This is a genomic window from Rhodobacter capsulatus, from assembly GCF_052363175.1.
Lineage (GTDB): Bacteria > Pseudomonadota > Alphaproteobacteria > Rhodobacterales > Rhodobacteraceae > Rhodobacter > Rhodobacter capsulatus_D.
This window is the reverse complement of sequence record NZ_CP198946.1, coordinates 2,526,850-2,546,454: the sequence shown is the minus strand read 5'-3', so window position 1 is coordinate 2,546,454 and position 19,605 is coordinate 2,526,850. Positions and strand designations below refer to the sequence as shown.

21 protein-coding genes, 1 tRNA gene and 1 pseudogene are annotated in these 19,605 nt (G+C 64.8%); 1 reads left to right on the top strand and 22 read right to left on the bottom strand.

The window, feature by feature from the left end; all coding sequences use genetic code 11:
- Positions 1-4 precede the first annotated feature (4 nt).
- A complete protein-coding gene (locus ACTTAI_RS13435) occupies positions 5-1,165 on the bottom strand; it encodes a D-alanyl-D-alanine carboxypeptidase family protein (RefSeq protein ID WP_444452052.1) in 1,161 nt (386 codons plus the stop codon).
- Between the two features lie 14 nt (positions 1,166-1,179).
- Positions 1,180-2,103, bottom strand: a complete 924-nt coding sequence (locus ACTTAI_RS13430; RefSeq protein WP_444452051.1) for an SPOR domain-containing protein — start codon at positions 2,101-2,103, stop codon at positions 1,180-1,182.
- A gap of 244 nt (positions 2,104-2,347) precedes the next feature.
- Between ACTTAI_RS13430 and ACTTAI_RS13425 the strand changes: the two genes are divergently transcribed.
- A tRNA-Ser gene (locus ACTTAI_RS13425) sits at positions 2,348-2,437 on the top strand.
- Between the two features lie 201 nt (positions 2,438-2,638).
- Here the strand turns inward: ACTTAI_RS13425 and ACTTAI_RS13420 are convergent.
- The 20 genes and pseudogenes from ACTTAI_RS13420 to ACTTAI_RS13325 form a co-directional block, all read right to left on the bottom strand.
- Positions 2,639-2,959 carry a hypothetical protein gene (locus ACTTAI_RS13420; protein WP_444452050.1) on the bottom strand — a complete coding sequence of 107 codons (321 nt, stop codon included), beginning with the start codon at positions 2,957-2,959 and terminating at the stop codon, positions 2,639-2,641.
- A complete protein-coding gene (locus ACTTAI_RS13415) occupies positions 2,956-3,237 on the bottom strand; it encodes a hypothetical protein (protein WP_444455823.1) in 282 nt (93 codons plus the stop codon). Before ACTTAI_RS13415 ends, ACTTAI_RS13420 begins: the two co-directional genes overlap by 4 nt.
- A 357-nt stretch (positions 3,238-3,594) precedes the next feature.
- Positions 3,595-4,362: pseudogene (locus tag ACTTAI_RS13410) on the bottom strand (glycine-rich domain-containing protein); the annotation flags it as partial.
- 2 nt (positions 4,363-4,364) lie between these two features.
- The gene (locus ACTTAI_RS13405; RefSeq protein WP_444452049.1) at positions 4,365-4,850 is read right to left on the bottom strand and encodes a hypothetical protein; all 486 of its coding nucleotides are present in this window, start codon (positions 4,848-4,850) and stop codon (positions 4,365-4,367) included.
- Positions 4,850-5,251: a hypothetical protein gene (locus ACTTAI_RS13400; RefSeq protein WP_444452048.1), complete on the bottom strand. Its 402-nt coding sequence runs from the start codon at positions 5,249-5,251 to the stop codon at positions 4,850-4,852. Before ACTTAI_RS13400 ends, ACTTAI_RS13405 begins: the two co-directional genes overlap by 1 nt.
- A gap of 24 nt (positions 5,252-5,275) precedes the next feature.
- A complete protein-coding gene (locus ACTTAI_RS13395) occupies positions 5,276-6,856 on the bottom strand; it encodes a hypothetical protein (RefSeq protein WP_444452047.1) in 1,581 nt (526 codons plus the stop codon).
- 1 nt (position 6,857) lies between these two features.
- Positions 6,858-9,920 (bottom strand): host specificity factor TipJ family phage tail protein, encoded by a 3,063-nt coding sequence (locus ACTTAI_RS13390; protein WP_444452046.1) that lies wholly within the window; start codon positions 9,918-9,920, stop codon positions 6,858-6,860.
- Entirely contained in the window at positions 9,917-10,303 is a 387-nt protein-coding gene (locus ACTTAI_RS13385; protein ID WP_444452045.1) for an NlpC/P60 family protein, read from the bottom strand. The genes ACTTAI_RS13390 and ACTTAI_RS13385 overlap by 4 nt, the downstream gene beginning before the upstream one ends.
- Positions 10,300-10,827 carry a DUF1833 family protein gene (locus ACTTAI_RS13380; protein ID WP_444452044.1) on the bottom strand — a complete coding sequence of 176 codons (528 nt, stop codon included), beginning with the start codon at positions 10,825-10,827 and terminating at the stop codon, positions 10,300-10,302. The genes ACTTAI_RS13385 and ACTTAI_RS13380 overlap by 4 nt, the downstream gene beginning before the upstream one ends.
- Positions 10,820-11,599, bottom strand: a complete 780-nt coding sequence (locus ACTTAI_RS13375) for a hypothetical protein (RefSeq protein WP_444452043.1) — start codon at positions 11,597-11,599, stop codon at positions 10,820-10,822. The genes ACTTAI_RS13380 and ACTTAI_RS13375 overlap by 8 nt, the downstream gene beginning before the upstream one ends.
- A gap of 122 nt (positions 11,600-11,721) precedes the next feature.
- A complete protein-coding gene (locus ACTTAI_RS13370) occupies positions 11,722-14,031 on the bottom strand; it encodes a hypothetical protein (protein WP_444452042.1) in 2,310 nt (769 codons plus the stop codon).
- A 7-nt stretch (positions 14,032-14,038) separates the two neighbouring features.
- On the bottom strand, positions 14,039-14,176 hold the full coding sequence (locus ACTTAI_RS13365) for a hypothetical protein (protein WP_444452041.1): 138 nt from the start codon (positions 14,174-14,176) through the stop codon (positions 14,039-14,041).
- A 23-nt stretch (positions 14,177-14,199) separates the two neighbouring features.
- On the bottom strand, positions 14,200-14,637 hold the full coding sequence (locus tag ACTTAI_RS13360; protein WP_444452040.1) for a hypothetical protein: 438 nt from the start codon (positions 14,635-14,637) through the stop codon (positions 14,200-14,202).
- A gap of 2 nt (positions 14,638-14,639) precedes the next feature.
- A complete protein-coding gene (locus ACTTAI_RS13355) occupies positions 14,640-15,605 on the bottom strand; it encodes a phage tail tube protein (RefSeq protein WP_444452039.1) in 966 nt (321 codons plus the stop codon).
- Between the two features lie 187 nt (positions 15,606-15,792).
- Positions 15,793-16,233: a phage tail terminator protein gene (locus ACTTAI_RS13350; protein ID WP_444452038.1), complete on the bottom strand. Its 441-nt coding sequence runs from the start codon at positions 16,231-16,233 to the stop codon at positions 15,793-15,795.
- Positions 16,233-16,664, bottom strand: coding sequence for a gp436 family protein (locus tag ACTTAI_RS13345; RefSeq protein ID WP_444452037.1), 432 nt, complete (start codon positions 16,662-16,664; stop codon positions 16,233-16,235). Before ACTTAI_RS13345 ends, ACTTAI_RS13350 begins: the two co-directional genes overlap by 1 nt.
- Before the next feature lie 120 nt (positions 16,665-16,784).
- Entirely contained in the window at positions 16,785-16,988 is a 204-nt protein-coding gene (locus tag ACTTAI_RS13340; RefSeq protein ID WP_444452036.1) for a hypothetical protein, read from the bottom strand.
- A gap of 67 nt (positions 16,989-17,055) precedes the next feature.
- A complete protein-coding gene (locus ACTTAI_RS13335) occupies positions 17,056-18,030 on the bottom strand; it encodes a major capsid protein (RefSeq protein ID WP_444452035.1) in 975 nt (324 codons plus the stop codon).
- Between the two features lie 24 nt (positions 18,031-18,054).
- Positions 18,055-18,438, bottom strand: a complete 384-nt coding sequence (locus tag ACTTAI_RS13330; RefSeq protein ID WP_444452034.1) for a hypothetical protein — start codon at positions 18,436-18,438, stop codon at positions 18,055-18,057.
- On the bottom strand, positions 18,435-19,535 hold the full coding sequence (locus ACTTAI_RS13325) for a phage protease (protein ID WP_444452033.1): 1,101 nt from the start codon (positions 19,533-19,535) through the stop codon (positions 18,435-18,437). The genes ACTTAI_RS13330 and ACTTAI_RS13325 overlap by 4 nt, the downstream gene beginning before the upstream one ends.
- Positions 19,536-19,605 lie beyond the last annotated feature (70 nt).

Genomic DNA, 19,605 nt, shown 5'->3' with positions numbered 1-19,605 from the left:
CGGCTCAGCTGGCAACCATCTGGCGCGCCTGCGCCACGAGCCGCCCGGCCGCAGAGGTGAAGCGGACAAGGAATCCGCCCGCGGCCACGTCGCTTTCGGCCAGCAGCGGCACGGTGCGCAGCCCCAGCCCCGGCACGGTGATTTCCAGCCTGCCAAGCTCGGCCCCGGCCTTCACCGGCGCGGTGATCGGGCCGGAAAAGACCGCCTCGGCCTTCACGCCCTCGGCCGCGCCCGCCGGGATCAGCATCGAAACATCCGTCGCGGGCACCAGCCCCACGGTCGCCTCCGAGCCGAGCCAGACCGGCGCCTCGGCCAGTCGGGTGCCCTTCGGCGCCACGGTCTTCATCACGAATTGCCGAAAAGCCCAGTTCGCCACCGCTTCCGCTTCCGACGCGCGGTCCGCCTCGGAGGCCAGCCCCGAAATCACGAAGACGATGCGTCGATCGCCCATCACCGCCGAGCCGACAAGGCCATAGCCCGCCTCTTCGGTGTGCCCGGTCTTCAGCCCGTCCGCGTGCCAATCGGCCGCGGCGATCTTCAGAAGCGGGTTGCGGTTATGCGCATTCGCCGGGGCGCGGTTCTTGTAGTTGAACTGCGTCTCCGAGAAGAGCGGGTAATATTGCGGGAATTGCGTGATCAGCCGCACCGCCAGAATGCCGAGGTCATGCATCGACATGCGCTGGTTCGGATGCGGCCAGCCCGAGGCATTGGCAAAGGTCGATTTCGTCATGCCAAGCATCTTCGCGCGCTCGGTCATTCCGGTGGCAAAAGCCTCTTCCGAGCCCGCCAGCCCCTCGGCGACGACGACACAGGCATCGTTGCCCGAATTGATCGCGATCCCCTGCATCAGATCCTGCACCGAGGGCCGGTCCATCTCGTTGAGGAACATCGTCGAGCCGCCCATCTGCTTCGCTTTGGTCGAGACGGCAAAGGTGGTGTCCTGCGTCACACGCCCCTCGGCCAGCGCCTCGAACAGCATGTTCAGCGTCATCAGCTTCGACATCGAGGCGGGCGGGATCGAGATGTCGGCGTCCTTTTCCAGAAGCACCGTCTGCGTCGACAGATCATAGACCCAAGCCGCGCGGGCGCGGGTGTCGAAGGCCTGCGCGGGCAGGGCGGTCAGCACGGCAAGGGCGCAAAGCGCGATCAGGCGAAGGGGCGTCATGGGCGCGGTCCTCCTTATTTTGAGACGGCATAGGCGTCGGGGAAACCGAGGCCCTTGATCTTGGCCAGAAGCGCGGTCTTGTCGGTGCTGGCAGGCCCCGCGACGACGCGCCAGAAGGTCTTGCCCTTGGCACTTTCGGTGCGGATCGTGCTGGAGATGCCCGCCTTTTTCAGCTGGTCAACGGCGCGCTTCGCATTGGCTTCCTGCGAGAAGATGCCGATCTGCACGAGACCCTTGCCCCCCGCAGTGGGTTTGGCCGGCGTCCCCGCGGGCGGTTTCGGCGGCTGGCCGGGCTTCGCATCGGCACTGGCAAGCGCGGCCCCGGCGGTGGCGGCAATATCGGCCGGTGGCTTTCCGCCTTTCGGCGGCGGCGCACCGGGTTTGCCCGGGTCGGGTTTCTCGCCCGGTTTGCCCGGCGGTGCGGCAAGGGGCGTCGCGGCGATATCCTCGGCCGGTGGCAGGGCGCCCTTGGCCCCCGGGGCCGGGGCGGCTGCCGGGTCGGGCTGTTCCTCGCGGCGCAGCGCCACGACCGAGAGCTTCGTCGGCGCCCCTGCGAGCATGTCGAGCGCCGCCGCGGCATCCGAAGACACCTGCAGCTTCGGGCCGGGGTTTTCGCGTTCGCGCCGGAACAGCGCGCCGATGACGAACTTGCCATTGGCCGGGTTGCGGATGATCACCCGTTCGGGGTCTTTCACGGTCGGATGGGCGACCCAGACCCCGCCCAGCGAGGGGCGTCCGTCCCAGAGACCCTCGTCATTCGCGGAAAAGACCTCGGGGGCTTCGATGTCGCGCTCGACGATCCGGGCCGAGGTCGAGGCGGGTGCCGTTGCGCCCTCTTTCGGGGCGGCAGCCGGATCGGCGCCCTCGCCGGTCATCTGGCATCCCCCCACCGTCAGCGCTGTGCTCAGCGCCAAGACCCACCGCATCGATCCGTTCATGCCCGTCTGCCCCTGCTCAATCGTTCCGAAACGCCGGGGATCAGCCCCGCCGGACCCGGCTGTTCCTGCTGCAGTCCCTTTCCGGGACCGTTCTGGACCGAGGGCACAGCCCGCGCCGCTCCGGCCTTTCGGGCCGAGTGTAGCGGGTTCGGCGCGGCAAGAAAAGCGGGCGTGCTTGACCGGTGCGGATTTCGGTTGCCTGACGCTTTCAGAATCGCGTGAGAGCGGTTAGGGCAGGGACGATGGAAGTGTGGCCGAGTGGTTTAAGGCTCTGGTCTTGAAAACCAGCGAGGGGGAGACCCCTCCGTGGGTTCGAATCCCACCGCTTCCGCCAATTCTGTCGAGATCAATATAATCACATGAAATCAAAGACATGGGGTGGGGTTGCGCTGAGTTGCCACACATGTCCACCACACATGTTTTCCACACAGGCTATCTGAAGATGCGACCTGGTGTAGCGCGCCACGAGGTTTTGCAGTGCGTGCCACAGATATTTGCAGCAGATAGATTTCATGCAGTGGTTATTTAGGGGGCGTTAAAACGCTCCTTCAGGCGCCACCTCCGCGGCCTTGGCCACGGTGATCGCAGCCGTCAGGACCGTCTGCGTCTCGCCGCCGATCGTGACCCTCACATGCAGCTGCCAGACACCCACGGCCAGCGCACCGGCGGGAAACACAACGCCGATCAGCCCCGCCGCCGCATCTTGGATGACGGCCTGTGCCGCGACGCCCACAGATCCACAGATCGCCACCGCCTCGATCGCAGCGCCCGTCAAAGGCATGGCATCGCCATCGCGAAGGACCGGCACGAGCAGCTTGAAGCTGTCATTCGAATAGATGCCATAAGTATATTTCATGCCGCCCTCGCTCGCCAAATCCCCACGGCCTGGTAATCACGCCACGCCCCGGCTGCTTGGTAGTCGCGCCACTCGCCCGCAGCCACAAAGGCGAACCCGCCATCATCACCAGCATTGCTGGCCTCGGCGTGTCCGCTGGCCGTCGCATCGATGGTCAGAGCACCGGACGCCTGCCCATGCACATTGGCCCGGCCCGCGGCCGATCCGCCAAGGCCGATCGAACCCGATGCTTGACCCTCTGCTTTTGCCTTGGCGGTCCCCGCGCCGCTGATGTCCATAGAGCCCGATGCCTGACCGCTTGCCGCAGCCTTGCCGGTCCCGCTGGCACCTATGTCCATAGAGCCCGATGCGACACCCTGCGCCGCGCCAGGAGCGACAGCGGTGCCGCTGCCAGATCCGGCGACGTCGAGCGACCCGGATGCCTGACCACGCACCTCGGCCCGCCCTGCGCCAGCTGTCGAGATATCGAGCGATCCGGCTGCGGCGCCCCGCACCGACGCTTGCCCCTGCGCCGATCCAGTGACATCGAGCGACCCGCTCGCCGTGCCGGTAGCCCCGGCGCTCACAGGCGTGGCAACGCGCAGGATGACGACACCATGCCCGCCGCGTCCGCCCTGCGATCCGTTACCGCCACCGCCACCGCCACCACCGAGACCGTCGACGCCGTTTGATCCTGGGTAGCTAGTGCCCGCAGCATCTGTGTAACCACCGTCACCGCCACCGCCATCACCGCCACGCGCGCCAGACGTAGCAGCGCGCCGAGATCCCGCACCAGCGCCGCAAAATCTCTGGGGCGTGCCAGTAATAGTGCTGATTACGCCCTTGCCGCCTTGCGACCCAGTGCCTGTGAGGCCGCCATCATAGCCCGCCTCTCCGGCGCCACCGCCGCCACCTCCGGCGCGATTTGTGTTACCGGAATAGATGCCGATCCCACCAGCATACCCCTGACCCGCAGTGCCAGACCCACCGGCTCTGTTGAGGATCCCCGCCGCACCGCCAGACCCATTTGGGCCCGACCGTCCTACCCTGTCATATCCAGCGGCACTTACACCGCCAGGCGCAGATAGCCCGGCAAATGCCGATGGAGATCCGTCTGAGCCGTAGTTTGTACCGATACCTGTCGCATCGGCCGCGCCGCCAGCGCCAACCGTGATCGGGTATGACTGCGCGCTGACGGAGGCCACAGTCTCGATCGGGCGGCCAGCACTTGCGCCCCCAGCCGCTGATCCAGCGTTCGCACCAGCGCCGCTGGGGACGATCAAACAATCAACGTCGCCGCCCGACGAAAACGTGATCTCACCGCCAGAGGTCGATGAAAACGTGTAGAGGTCGTAACTCACGCCGCCAATGCTGACGGTCGTTTTTGCCGCGCCAGAGTAGCTGGATACAACGGCGTAGGTCATGATCAGGCGCCCACAGCCTCAAACGCGACGATCAGCGCAGCCAGCTCGGGCGCGCCGCGCAGAGCGGCGGCGTGCTCGGCCGGGATATAACCGGGGCGCTCGATATGCCAGGTTCCGCTCTGCCCGAGGGGTCGATAGACGAGGCCGACCAGGCACGATTGCGGCAGCCCGGACAGATACCCGGCCAGATAGACCCGCCACGCATCGGTAGCGACGACGAAGCCCTGCAGGGCGTCACCGAATGCATCGAGTGTTGCCGGGCCGCCGAGCGACGACATGAACGCCTCGGACGCCTCAGGCGCTTTTGCACCTTCGGCCAGCGCCTCGATCGAAGCCTCATAGGCAGGGCGGAGGCTATCCTGCGCCATCTCCAGCGCGATCCACGTCAGATCGCCGGATGTGTCGCGCAGATAGCGCAGCGAGGCAGCCGCGGCGACAATCGCCGAAACGGCCCGAGGCATGACCACAGGGAATTGCGAGAGCGCCATCACGCACCCCCCGCGAGGAGGTTGTATCCCGTGATCGTCACGACCTGCCCGACCGTGAGCGCCGGGTTATCCAGCGTCATGTCGCCGCCGCCGCCGGTGATCGTCACGGTGCCTTGGACCCTGCAGGCACCACTGGCCTTGATGCGGTAGTGACCGACGGTGCCAGCGGCATCGGCGGCGCTGTCCTGCCACGTGCCAAGCAGCCCCTTGGCCCCATTTGCGGCATCCGCCATCCAATCGGAGGGCAGCGTCATCGATGCCAACAGCACGCCGGTATCGGCAGCGGCGGCATTTGCCGGGGGCGGCCCAGAGCGCAGCTCCAGCGTCGGGGCCGTCCCGATCGTGGTCTCGATCGCGTTGAGGACCGCGTTCCGCACATCCGTGGAAAATTGAGTGGCCATGGTCTGTCCTTTGCTGAGCCTAGTTCAAAGCTTCGCCCAAATCGCGGGCGCGGGGTTGGGGTAGATATCGGCCGAGGTGAAAACCCAGTTTGCCGCTGCCGCCGTCGCAAACGTTCTCGATCGGCGCAGACTTTTACGGGCGGCTGTCGTGGGGGCGCCACCGTTGATGTCTGGCGTGGCTGCAGTGGGCCATGTCGAGATCGATGCGGTGCTGGAGTGGCGGAAGCCGAGCCAGTAAGTATGCCCGGCACGGAGATTGATGCTGAGCGCCGCCTCCTTCACACCTGTCGTCGACAAATCGACAGTCGCCGATTCAGACAGCAACGTCGTGGGGCGACCTAGGGCATCCGAGTCATAGATGACGAATTTGCCCAAAGCGGACGCCACCGCCGTTGTGCAGTTCACCGCTAGAGCCACAATCGTCATGTCAGCCCGCGGAATATAGGGATACAGGTCAATCCGGTTCACGGCGCCTGCTGCAGTACTCAGCGCATCACCTCCGCAGCCGACAGTCGTCTGCACGTATTCACCGGTCGGCGGCACCAGCATCGGTATGGCGGCCTGCCCATCCAGTATCCGACTTTCACTGCCCACATAGGCCTTGATGTGCCCTGTCGCGCCATCGTGCCAGATCTGACCCACCTCAGGTGTGGGCGGGTTCGACGCCAAAGCTGCGAGTACAAAAGCGCCAGAAAAGGTTTTTTTGCCAGAGACTGTCTGGTCCGAAGCCTCGAACAGAAAGTTGTCGTCAGTGAGCGCCGTATCGAAATCCGACTTTGCGCCGGACACGGTGTTTAAGGCGAGATCGATCGTCTTGTTTGAGATCGGCGCAATATCGCTGCGCGCCAGCAGTGCGTCGTTGACATTGGGCAACAAGTAAGTCCGGCTGAAATTGGTCTGCAGAGCCAGCGAGAAATATGCGCCGCGGCCCATATTTGCGCCCGACCGCAAGAAGAATTCGGTATCCAGGAAGAACGGCTGGGGATCCGCCCACACACCATCGCCCCGCAAAAATTTTGACGCACTATCGACTGATGCGGGAACCTGTCCCGCAGCCGTAGCCGTGAAGAGCGGCAGCATGGCCGCGACTTGTGCAGGCGTCAGTTCCTTCGGTGCAGCAACCGCAGCGGTGTTGTTTCCCAAGATCTTCTGTGCCCCAACTTTGTTGGGGAACAGGGGCATGGAAAAGAAATCCGCCCCAGAACACGCGATGATGATGGAGCGATTGGCGAAAAGCTGAAGTGTTGCGGCTCCGTCAATCAGGGTTGGCGCTGGCGGCGTCACAGTGATCGTGCCAGAACCGGCATTGCGGACAACGATGCACCATCCTGCACCGGCAGTTGCCGCACTGGGCAGGGTCAGTGCCCACGTCCCGGTGCAGTTGAACAGTTTCCCGCGGTTATCGGCCAGGACTGTCGTCGCCGCCGCGGCCGTGACATGGGACGCGAGCAGCGTGCCCAACGTGGTCAGCGCCGTCGCGCCGAGGCCATCGTCTCCGAGGAGCCCAGCCAAGAAAGCGCGCAGGTTTGCAAAATTCGTCCGCATTGCAGCATGGCTGGACGGTGGCGTCGTCAGCGCGGCGGTCGAGGGCAGCGGTGTGACCATTTTAGTTACTCCAGAACGGTGTGGTGTCGCCGAGCCAGAAAGGCGCGGAATCGGATAGCCAGAAATCAGGGATCAGTGTGCCGAGAGTGGTGGCCACCCACGGCCCTGCCGTCAGTCCGACGGCACGAACGCGGATCATGGTGCGGTTGGGATAGAGGATGTCGCACGCATAGGCGGCGGAGGTAGTGTCTCCCACCCTGGTCCAGGTGACTTCACTGCCGCTGGGATCATCCCCCTCGGCCATCTCGATCTGATAGCTGTCAGCGCCAGCTGCAGGCTGCCACGCAAAGACGGCTTTAGTCGCACTGTCAGTTGACCGCCGCCCGATGAGGCCCCGCACTACCGGCTTGGTCGCGCGAGATGGCAGCTGCGACCAAACGACTGGCGGCGCAACAACACCATCCTCGGCGGTGTGTACAGACGGATCTTCAATGACCGCTTGAATGCTGTATTGGGTGAGCGACTTTGCCGAAATGTCAGCAACCTTCGCCAGTGCCGCCCATGTCGATCCCGCCCCGAAAGAGACATGCGTTCGTTCCATCTCCGCCCCGGTCGCAATGTCGAAGTCAGGTATCTCTCCCAAGATGAGCTGATAGGCGTCCGCACCAGCGGAGACGGCAATGGGGCCGCAGAGAGAGCCGTCCGGGCGGCGCAGGCCGAGGTAATGAACTCCGACCGCCTCAAATGTCATCGGCTCTGAAAGTGTCAGGCTGCGGGTGGCGGCATCCCATGCCAGAGCTTCGGCCTGCGCTCCCCAAGCGGGCATCGAATGCTGCACCGAGATCAGCTCGCCGATCATCGGCATGCGCCCCTCCATCTCGGTATCAAAACGTACGATGCGGCGGCGGCGCTGGTTCGAGGCGGCAAGATAAGTGCCATCCCGCACAGCATGGTCGCGACCTGTGACACCGAAGAGTTGCACCTTTGCGGCCTTCGGAGCACGGCTGCTCGGGATACGGCAGCGCACCGTTTGTTCAGACCATGACATCGAGTCGAAATAGCTCGCGAGGATCGTGTCGGCCGTGTCCGCGGTCGGCATCAGGTAATCGATCGCAAACGAGCCCGGCAGGATGTTACGCTCCGAGAAATGCAGCGTTGGCATCGATGCAGGACCATCGCGCACAATGCGCAGCACACCACCTTGGACGAAACAGGCGGAGCGCCCTGCTCGGGCGATCTTCTGGATCTGGTCCCACCAAGTCCCGGGCTGATCGAACCGCGCATCGAACCGGTCATCTCTGGAATCCCAGAGGGAGGCCAAATCCATCAAGGCGTCGAGATCGATCTCGGCGTCATCCATTCCGGGGCCGTAGTCGGCGTTACGGGCGGCATCGGCGATCGCCCAGGCGATCGATCTGGTGGCGACCGGGGCCGTCCAGCCCGCTCCGGTCCATATCGGCAACTTGCGCGTAGCGAGCACCGCAATCTGACGGGACGCCTGCATTGACAGGTTGTTCGTCGCCCGCATCCGCACGGCGATCAGGGTGACGGGACCGAAGTTTTGGGGGCTGCGCAAATAAGCGCGCAGCCCCGCGAAAAGCACGACATGCCCATCTGATGTCTCAGTGGATTTCTCATCATCGCGCACGGCACGCACGGCATAACGGCCAGGGGCTACCGCAAAGCGATATGATCTCCGGATCGGTGTATTTGTACGGTCGGTGATCGATCTCGTGCCCAGCGTTAGCCATTGTCCGACCGGGTGACCTTGATCGTCGATCTGACGTGCCTCGATAGTCACCTGCAAACTCTTGGTCTTGAGCGTCCCACTAGACCCCGCAAACAGACCGTAAGGCAGCACAAGATCCACGCCGATGTAGCGTGTGACCGTATCAGCTGGCGCAGCTACGAAACCGGACAACCCACCCATTACAGACTTGATGATCACACCGCCGGAGGTGCCAATCGATAGGGCAGAGGTGACGGTCCAACTATTGTCGTCTGGTACTGTGAGGATGGGCAGCACCTCACTCGGACCGGTCAGGCTGACAAAGGTCATAGTGACCGAGCATGATACCTCGGGCACATTCTCGGCAGTAATGGTGATCGTCGTTCCAGACCAAACCCAAGTGCCACTGAATTGGTGCGTCACCGTGCGATCGTGGATCTCCTCGTACCATGTCCCGGTAACCGTGCCTGATCCAACACCAGACGGGCCTGTTACGGTAATCACACCAGGTGCAACCGGACTCGCAGTCTGCCATCCAGCGCTAGGTGCCGCATAAGGAAAGATGGCCATCACCATCTGCCCCGTCGCCCGGCCATGTGCCGTCTCTGTAACGGTAATCGTTGTTCCGGTCTTGACGTACGTTCCAGTCTTCGTCCCCGCCAACTCCTGCCCAGACACCTCGTCCGATGTCACTACGGCAGTGGGGAACAGCGTCACTGCGCCGCCAGGCGGAATGACTTCTGTCTCGACCTCGGAAAAGGCATCAATCGGGGTGTCCTTGATCCGGATCTCCTCGATCTCGAACTCTCCAGCACCGAGGCACAGCAGCTGGTACAGGTACTGCTCATTGCCCGCGAACTCGGTATAGGGCTGGGCAGCGAGATCCGGATAGGCCAGCAGGCGTCCGTATTGCACCGGAATCGGCGCTCCCAGACGGGCATAGTTGCCTTGGGCATCGAGCTGATATGTCGGCGACGGGCTGGGCAATTGCGACGGACGCGGGATCGGGAACAGCGCATTGATCGCCACGGCCCCCAGCAGCATGATCCCCATCGCGCCGAGCCGGGTTGCAAATACGCCAGCCGCGCCACCGATCCCGCTGAAGAGCATCCCCGCCAACGGTTGCGCGAACGCCGCCAACGCAATCATCATCAGCGTGCGCAGCGGGTTCGATCCGCCTCCTCCCGCGGGCAGGACTGCGAAAACAAGCTGATCACCCTCGGCCAGCTTGCGACGCCATTCGGCGCGCAGCACCGGGCGCCCGTTGAGGATCGCCACCACCGGCACATCCCGCGGTGCCAGCGCCCGAATCCGCACGCGGCGACGCAGGATCGCTATCTCGCGCGAGCGCAGCGGATCGAGCGGATTGCGGACGATGACGCAGACGGCCCTCATGCGCGGCCTCCCAAGGCCGGGTGGCGCCAATATCCGCAGATGCCGTATCCCAGATCGCGCAGCATTGCCCGGGTCGTGAAAACGACGCCCGTCATCTCGATCCAGTGCAGACAGCCCCGGCTCTCCGCCTCGATCCAGATGCCGATATGACAGGGCCGCACGCCCTTGCTCATCATCACCGCATCGCCCTCCCGCGGTGTCTCGACACGATCCCAGCCATAGTGCGTCGCATCCTCGAAAGCCCGGCGCACAAGGCGGGGATCGTTTGGATCATAGGGCATCGTCGGCACCTGCAGTCCGAACCGTTCGGCCCATACCTGGCGCGCAAAGGCCCAGCAGTCCGGCGCCGAAAAACCGATGTAATCCGCGGCCCAATGCTTCATGGCACCAACCCCGGGAAGGCTTCATCCTCGTATTCAAGGGCCGGAAACGATGCGTTCAACAGGTCTCTGAAGCCGATCGTCGCGATCACACGCAGCGGCCCCATGGTCACGGATTTGAGTTCCATCTGCACCGGCGGCAGATGCTCTGGACCGTCGAGCTGGTGTCCTGAAAGATAAGTGCGCCAGATCACCAGGGTCACGTCGCCCGCCATGACTGCTGCATCAAGCTGCCGCCCGATCTCGCGCGAGACATTGTCGATCTCCAGCCGGGCCTGCGGCGGCGCCGCGCGCGAAAGGTCGGGTGCCACGAAGTCGAAGGCCCAAGGCACGAAGGTCACGATCTCGCCCGGGTTACGCGCGGCCGTCGCTTCGATCCGGGCATCAAGCGATACCCGGTCGCGCACGACGCGGATCGGCACTGTCCAGCTCGGATGCCAGATCTCCAGCGTCTCCCAAATCACCTGCCCCACAGGGGCCGAGGCATAGGCTTCGCGAATTGCGGCGCTCATGGCTGGATCAGGCATTGCGGCTCTCCACTGTGGCAGTGACGGACCATTCGAGCCCGGCGCCGCCCTGCGCGCTCCAGGGACCAACGAAGCGGGTTTCGACGAAAGAAAAGCCGCCCCCGGTAGCGATCGGCATTTCGACCCAAGCGGATCCGCCCGCGGCACCGGAGGCGCAGCCGTCCGAGCCAGAGCGCACGAAGAGGTCAAAGCCTGTCCGCTCTCGCACCATCACTTCGCACACGTCGATACTGCGCCCCGCCCCGCCGAACTGTTCGGTGTCGGCGCCAGCCATCACAATGAGGGTGAGCCGCGGATCAGCTCCGCCGATGCCGGTGGACAGATCGAGCCGCAGCCGCCAATAGCCCGCACCCCGGTCTGTCACGGATCCGACGACAGCGCCCGCATCGGTGACGGCGCCGGTGGACAGGTTGATGGTGACGTCGCTCGACACACCCGCCCGATCGGTCCATCTGATCCGCGCGAAGCCGGTGCTGGCCGAGGCAATGCTGAGCCAGACCACCGCGCCGACGGAATTGCGAGCAAGGGCCGGGAAGGCTTTGCTCGCCGCATGCGATGCCACGGCGCCGGTCTGCAAGATCCGGGTTGCGAGGCAGCCATCGGGACCGGTCAGCGGGGCAATCGTCAGTGTCGCGGCGGCGGCGTCCCAGCTGCGCAGATCGTCACTGTCGCCCGAGAGCGACACCGGCAGATCATCGAACCAGCTGCGGAACGCGGCCATCTCGGTGTCGGAGAACAGCCATGCGCAGCTGATCTTGTCGGCTCGGGCCATGGTTTTGCGCCGCACACGCGCAGCTCCGACCTCAAAGTCGGTCCGGATAACCGCATCGTAGGGTGTCAGGCCAAAGCCTGGAAAGCTGGGTGTGGGCAGCACATCGGGCCAACGGCGCATCGTCATCTCCCCACCCGGTTCAAGCCATAGGTCCCGGCCAGAACTCCCGGCACTGGACCGCGGCCGTTGGCGATATCCTCGGCGATCATGCTGCGCACCTGATCGATCATCACGTCGATGATCCGTTCGCCGCCTTCTTGCCGCTCGGTGGCCGTTGCCTTGGCGCCTGGCGTGTTGTTGTGCACATTGACCGTCACCTGAGCGCTCCCCCCGGATGCCCGTACGCCCAACTTGCCACTCGAATCCCGATCAAGCGGAAGAATGGCCTCTGGCCCTGCTTCGCCCATCAGCCCAGTTCCCTTGGCAAAGGCGAAAAGCGTCGGACGATCGACGATCGTGCCGCTGTAAGCGCCGATCCCGCGACCGGAATAGACACCGCCATTCGCGTTCGCGGCGACCGTCGTTGGGCCGAAAATCGATCCAACCAGGCTGTCGATGAACGGGTTGAAAATGGCATCGGCGAACCGCTGCGCCGCGATCTTGGCGAGCGTGTCGAGCACATGCTGCCCGAAATCGTCGATCGCATCCTTGCCCGACTTTGCTCCCCGCAGCCAATCGGCGAAGCTGGACTGCGCTGCATTCTTCGCGGAATCCGCGATCTTTTCGTTCACATCTCCGTAGTCGTCCGCGAGCCCCCGCACTTCCAGTCGCCACTTTTCGACGGCCTTGGCAGCTTGGTCTCCCGACACGTCATTGGCCGCCTGCATCTTCGGGATCAGCTCGGCGATCGATGTCGCCGCGCGATCCTTGGCGCGCGAGACAGCATCTTCGCCGTCGGACACCGACATCAGACCCAGCGCCACCTTTTCGTGGATCGCCGCAATCGCGGCATCCATGGCCGCCAATGCATCTTCTGCGGCCTTGGTCACTGCGTCGAAGCTCTCGCGATCAACTTTGCCGCCGCCACCTCCTGCAGATCCACGACGCGCCTCCGCACGCAGCCGGTCCCGGGTATATCCCACGCCGCTGTGGACCTGCGGGCGCTGCGATCCGCGCTCATCATCCATCGTCGTCAACCCGGTCGGATCAGAGGTAGAGGTGGCGGCCGCCCGGGCCTTGGCAGCATCCCAGAGCTGCGATGCAAGACGCGACGCGCCCGAGATCGCCCCGTCAAGCCAATTGGCACTTGGAACACTCGCCCCGAGCAGCGCTGCCGCATCGGCCGCTTCTCCCAGTGCCGTCATAAGGGCGCTGCCCATCGTCTGCGCCACCGTCATGCTGTCAGAGGCTTCAGCTGCACGCTGCTGCATCTCGGCGAGGGCCTCGACGGCATTGCGCAGCGGCACAGGTACATCTTTGGCGGACGGGTAGATCTTCTGGATGATATCCAAAGCGGCACCCGCCGACGCGGCCATGTCGACAAAAGACGTCGAGGCCCCGACGTTATCCATGGCCTCCGCCAGTTTTCGCGCCTCCTCCGCGGACATGCCGAGTTTGGCAGCTGCCGCGTCAGCTTCCTCCTGCAGCATCCGTACGTTGTCCGCGTAAAGGAGAACTTGCTCCGAACTCGCCATGGGGTTGTTTTGCGCATCTGCGAGCGCCGACTGCGCATCTGCGAGCGCGGTGAATGTTTGCTGGATGCCGAGCAGTTTTCCCTTCAGAGGATCAATCGACGCGCTCAACCCATCGAGGGCCTTGCTGGTTTCAAGGCTCTTCATGTATCCGGCAAAGCCTTGAACCTCGCTCGCAAAACCGTGGAACTTCTCATTCAGCTCCAGCGTTTTCATCGCCGCAATTTCAGCGTATTTCGCGTAAGCGTCGAAGGACTCATTGGTTGCGGCGATGGTTTTATCCAGCTCCTTGGCACCATTCGACGTTCCGGTGAGCATGTTGACCAATAGCGGCAGCGAGACCCCGGCAATGCCGCCGATGACCGTGCCCCAGAACCCGAATCCCGACGCGATGTCGGGGATCTGGATTGCGATGGCCTGCATGTAATTGCCGGTCACCGCCCCCATCTGCATCATCTGGTTGAACTGGAACGCCAGCTGTCGCGCCATGTAGCTGACATTCGTTCCAGCCGTTCCGGCGGCCGCGCCAAGGTTGCTGAACTCTTGCTGCAGCGGCACCACCTTGGGCGGCAGATTGTCGAGCTCCTCGCCGATCTTGCGGATCCCCGGCGCCACGGGAGCCAGCGCCGGGCTGAGGTTGCGCAACGGCTCGACCAGCGCCGGGCCGAGCTGCTTGCCTTTGGTGCTTGCCTGCTCGGCAGCGGCGCCGGTCTTGTCGAGTTCTCCCCGCAATTGCGAGATCTCGGCCTTGGCCTGATCGGCCCTGGCCCGGATCTCGAATGCTGCGACCATGTCGTTCATGGGGACCTCAGAGGAAGCGGATATCGCCGTCGATGGGTGCCCCCGGCGGTGGCGCCGCGAGCGGCGGGGTGTCGGCAACCGCGGCGTGGATCGCCGCGATCAGATTGCGGTGCTCGATCTCATCGACCGCAGCATGGCCGCGCATCAGGACATCGATTTGATCGACCGTCAGCTCTCCGACGGCGGCGAGGTCGTGTCCCCAGCGGACGAGACGGGCGACGGCGGTTGCCCAGTCGAGGCTTCGGCGATCGCCCGCATCCGCTCGCGCAGCTGGTCCCGCATCGGAAGCAGGCGCTGGCCGAAAAAACGCAGGTTGATCTCCATAACCTCGGCCAGCACCGACATGATTTCGTCCGGCAGCATGTCGTCGAACACGGCTGCGGGTTGGCCGGTGGCAATCTCCAGCGCCGCGATGACCGCATCGGGATGCTGCACGACCGCCGCAAGGTAATCGCCGGAGATGACGTGCCCGGCGAAGGGCTCCGCCACTTTCGTAAACGCACCGAACTGGCGCACTTTCAGCGGGCCGAGCGCGACCGATACGCCTGCGATCATCGTTTCGCGAGCGAGCGGGAACAGTGCTTCCAGATCTTCGGAATTGGACATGCTTACCTCGCCACGATGGTGATTTCAGGGGCTCCGGTCAGGCCCGGCAGGAAGCGCAGATCGGTCTGGATCATCACGCTACCATCGGCATCGATCGCTTGGGGCGTGGTACGCTGCACCCGCCCACCGAACACACCGATGCGTTTTCCCGCCGCAGACCCATGCTGAAAGCCGATCGAGGCCAGGGTGTTGGCGTTCACGTCTGTGCGCCACGCGATCTCGGCAGCGGCGTCCAGATCGGCAGACAGCTGCCCAGAAACCGCGCGGCCGGTGATCTTGATCGACTCGCCCCCGAGGAGCTTGGAATGAGCCAGCTTGTTGCCCACGTCGATCGAGAGGCCTTTCGATGCCAGGACCGTGCCCCCTGACACAACGCCCAGGGCCATTGTCGAACCCATCGAAAGGACACCGGCAGCGACGTCTGACACCACCTCCGGGCCGATGAACGCCGACAGATCAATGGCCGGGACGCTGGCCGCAACCGTATCGACATCGAGGGCCATGAAGTCGAACTCGGCCGTGGGCACGGTGAAGGCGGCCAGATTGAGCTTGACCGTGCCCCGCCCCGCGCGCGCCACATAGCGCACGCCATCGCGGAAAAACCGGAAGGTCAGCCCTTCGAAACCCGCATTGACGGGCGTATATTCGACTCGGGAGCCAGCCACGATGGTTTCGGCGAACCCGCAGCCGCGCAACAGCTTGCCCCACGCGGGCGGGGTGCCCGCAGCACCCGAGCCGACCAGTTCCACCTTGAACTTCAACCGTGCGCGGCGCGGCCCGGGAAGTTCTTCGGAGCTGCCGAGCCACGGCAGCACGAGGTTGCGCGGTACGGTGTCCGGCTCGATCTGGAAATCAGGCTGATCGACAAGCAAGATTGCATCGGTCGCTGCGAAGGTCGTTTCGGCGGTGCCGTAAACCGACTCCAGTTTTGCCATGATGGCGGTGCGGCGGGTCAGACGGTCCGACATCAGCGCGGCTCCTGTTCGGGGGTGGGCTCAGCCACGATTTCAACGGGGTCTTGAACGGGGGCTTCATCCGCCGTTTCGGCAGGTGACAAGACAGGCGTGAGGGTCCCTGCAACCTCGTCCAGAAGGAACGATCCGCCGCGGTCCGGATAGGGCTGTGCGGGCCGCGCGGCAGCGGTTTTGGTCTTGCTCATGTCGGGATGAACCTCAGCTGATCGGTGATCGAAAACGAAATGTCGTAGGCAAAGGCGCCCGCGGCGGCGCGGCTCAGAGTGCAGTTGCGGAACGTCATCACCCCTACGCGACCGCACCAATCCCAGCCCGCCAACGCGGCGATGATGGCGTCAATCAGCTCGCCAATCGCCGGCAGCGCCCGGGCGCCCGAGGCATCCCCGGCCTTGACGGTCAGGACCACGGAATAGAGGCGCTCGATCGGCTGGACGTAGGCGCCGGTGCGTGCCGCCTGCGAGCCGCCCTTGATGCCGGTCGGGATGACATGGGCTGCGGGGGTAACCTGGGGCAGCTGCCCGGTTGCGGTCAGCGCGCCGAATTCGGCGGCCCCCCAGACGCGGCCGCCCAAGCCATCCACGCGATCCTTGAGCCGGGAGATAATGTCTTCCACATCGGCCATCAGATGAAGCCCTTCATGGCATCAGCCGACAGTGGCCGGGAACGATCGGTCATCCGCACACCGCTCGCCGCCGTGGTCTGAGGTTCGGCGCCTGCCACGGCCAGCTTCAAGCGGCCATCGGCGATGTCCTTGAGCATGCGCAGGGCGGTGTCGTAATCGGCCTTGGTCTTGCCGTCGGGCTCGGTCAGATGCAGCGACCAATAGGCCAGGGCCTGCGCAATCGGCGGCAACTGGGGCGGGACAGGGTCCAATGGCACCGTGTCATAGCGCCCCCGCAGATAGCCGTCGATCATGGCATCGGCATCGGCCAGCGCCCGATCGATCATCGCGGCATCGATCACGCCGGTGGCAAATTCGGCGCGGTCGGTCAGCATCACCAGCGCCGAGGTGCCGTACCGGTCGATCATCTGCTGTTGCGTCGCATAGGTCATGGGTGCCGATCCTGAAGGTTGGTGCCGGTCTCTCCCGGCTGTCACGCCCGTGTTTTTGCGCTGTTGCTTGGCCTTGCGGCCTCACGCTGAGGAAAGGACGTTTGCTCGCTGCCTGAAATCTCAGGTCGCCGTGGTGGGCGGCGCGGGGGCCGTCGCTTCATCGTCGAAGGCCACCACGCCAAGGCTGCGCAGCTTGAACGCTTCGGCGGTGGGCAGTTCGACGGTATCGCCGGGGCCATAGGTCTCGCCGTCGTGGGCGAGCGCGTCGATGACTTTGGCGGTGACGGTGCCGGTTTCGGCGGCGGGTTCGGGCTTCTTGGCCATCTTCAAGTCCTCTGGGTGGGTGGGGGCACGGCGCGAGGGGCGCCGCGCCGTGTTCACATCAGGCCAATCAGGCGATGGCGTTCTGGATGAAGTAGCCGACGTCCTGCGCCGAGATCAGCTCGCGCACCCGCTCGCCGACGCGGATGCGGAAACCGCCCTGAAGGCCGATATCCGGATCCTCGATCCGCCCGGCCAGCCGGTCGCCGAACTGCGCGGTGAAGCCGAAGGTGATGCCACCCTGCTCGACGCTCGCCAACGGGTTGATGTGCAGGAGCGCCAAGTGGTTGCCCCAGGTGCGCGCGAGCGCCGGGTTCTGGCCCGGCTTGGCCGTGTTCGCCCAGGCATCGCCGACCAAGACCTCGGTGATCCCGTCGCCCGCCAGGAGCTCCTTGAGCTGATCGATCGAGATGCGGCCCTGGTTCGACACGTTGCCCTTGACGGCGTTGACGATCTTCGGGTGCGAGGACAGCTTCGACCAGACCGCGCGCCCCATCACAACGGTGTTGGGCCGATAAACCAGCGTCGCATCCATCCCCGCCGCGATGACACCGATCGGGTCGGAGTTCGCATAGTCCGAAAACTGCGACGTGCCCGACAGCGTGATCCGGCGGCTCGCGGCATAGGAGGCCGCGTTGAAGACCATGTTCGCCGCCCGCGCTTCGCGGATGTTTTCGATGGTCTCGGTCAGCATCTCGGCCGCGTGGGCCTCGGGGTCATAGATCGTGCGGCCCTCGGCCCTGGCGGCATTCGCAGCGTCGATGTCCGATTGCGGAATCGGACTGTCGAGACCGTAATCAACCACGTCCGAGGTCACCTCGGTGCCGCTGAACTCGAGCTGCTTGACCGCGCCCTTGCGCCCGACACGCGCGTCGGGCGTGTTGAAGGCCTCGCTGATCGGGTAGACCGTGTATTTGAACTTTTCGTTCGACACCGGCAGGCGCGGCAGAACCTTGTCGGCAATCCGCATCGCGGAGCCATTCTTGAAGCCGATCGCCACGGCGGTAAGCGTGGCATCGACGACGAACGGGCGGCTGGTGGCCATGGGAACCTCTTGACTGTTGGGGGATCAGGCGCCGCGGTAGAACGCGCGCGGACCGACCAGAATTTCGATGACGTCGCCCGCAACGCCGGGGGCGAGCGCCTTGCCGACAACGGACATGAAGACACCGGCGGTGGGCACGGCGGCGATGGCGTTGCTGTTGGCATCCGCGGTCAGCTCGGCGCCCGCGGTGACGGTGCCGCCGAGCGTGACCTGACCGATACCGCTTTGCGTGACATCGACCATGTCGCCCGCCGCACCGCCGAACTGGCCGGTCACGCCCAGCACCGGATCGGTATTGGCAGCGGCCGGGCCGATCTTGGTGCTGGCCGCCGCGTCGGAAAACTTGGCGATCTTGTACGCGCCGATCGCGGCGCTGGCCTCATAGGCCCGGATCAAGGTGGGGATCACAGCCGCATCTCCTTTTTCACATGCTGGATGGCGTCGATCATGCTCACCGAAAGGCCTTTCCCGGCCTGTTCGGTCTGGAAGGCTTTCGCCTTGTCATGCAGCACGCGCCCCTGCTGTTCGGCGTTCAGCGACAGGAACTCGCCGCCGGTCTTGATCGCGCTCGGCAGCTGCGCGGTGTGGGTCTCGCCCGCCACCGGCATGCCTTCGATCAGTTTGCGCGCCGTCTCGGGCTGCGACATGTGCAGCGCGATGAACTCGGCCCGGTTCGCGGCGTTCAGACCGACCCGCTTACGGGCGATTTCACCATCCACGAAGGCCTCGGACGCCGAGCGGGTCGCCGCTTCGCGGATGCCTTTCAGTTCGGCCGCCTGCGCCGTCACCTGCGCCTGCAGCGCGATCAGCGTGTCCTTGCCCGAGACCGCCAAGCGCGCGGCAGCGATCAGCGCCTCGCGGTTGCCATCGACGCCCAGGATCGTGCCCAGCTCGGACTGCAAGGCGATGTCGCCTTCGCCCTCACCTTTCGCCCCGGTCAGGGCTTCGACCGCGGCGATGATTTCTTCGAGCGTCGCGGTCTCGGCCAGGCCGAGCGCACGCGCCAGTTTCGTCAGATCCATGTCGGACTCCGAGTTGAGCGCGACGAGGCCGCGCAGGTTGGGGTAATTGACCAGGGAGGCTCGGGCGATCCGGCGCACCGTGCCGTCCGCGGCATAGATGATGACGGGCGAGATCCCGCGATACGCCCGCTCAGCAAGCAGCGCGGCCCCGGTCTGGTTCCACTCGACCTGACCCCAGACACCGTCGGGGCGGGCTTCCATGGCGACGATGCGCCCGCGGGCGGGCGACGGCAGACCAAGGGGGGCGGCCAGATCTGCCGCATGGTTTTCGTCGACGATCAGCCCGCCAGCGTCACGCGCATCGGCCTGCAGCGATGCGGCTATGATCGCGGCCGGGTCAGTGACCCGATACGGGCCGCGGCCATCGTGGGTGCCGATCGTTCCGCCAGCCGAGGGCAGCAGATGCACCCATTCCGGCGCATCCCCTTCGGGGAGCGGCTGGGCAGCGCAGAGCGCGAGGGAGGTGGAGGGTTTGTGCGTCATGGGACCACCATGACGGCTGCGCGGCGGGCAAATAATCCGCAACACCTTGCGGGGTGGTCAGATTATGCCT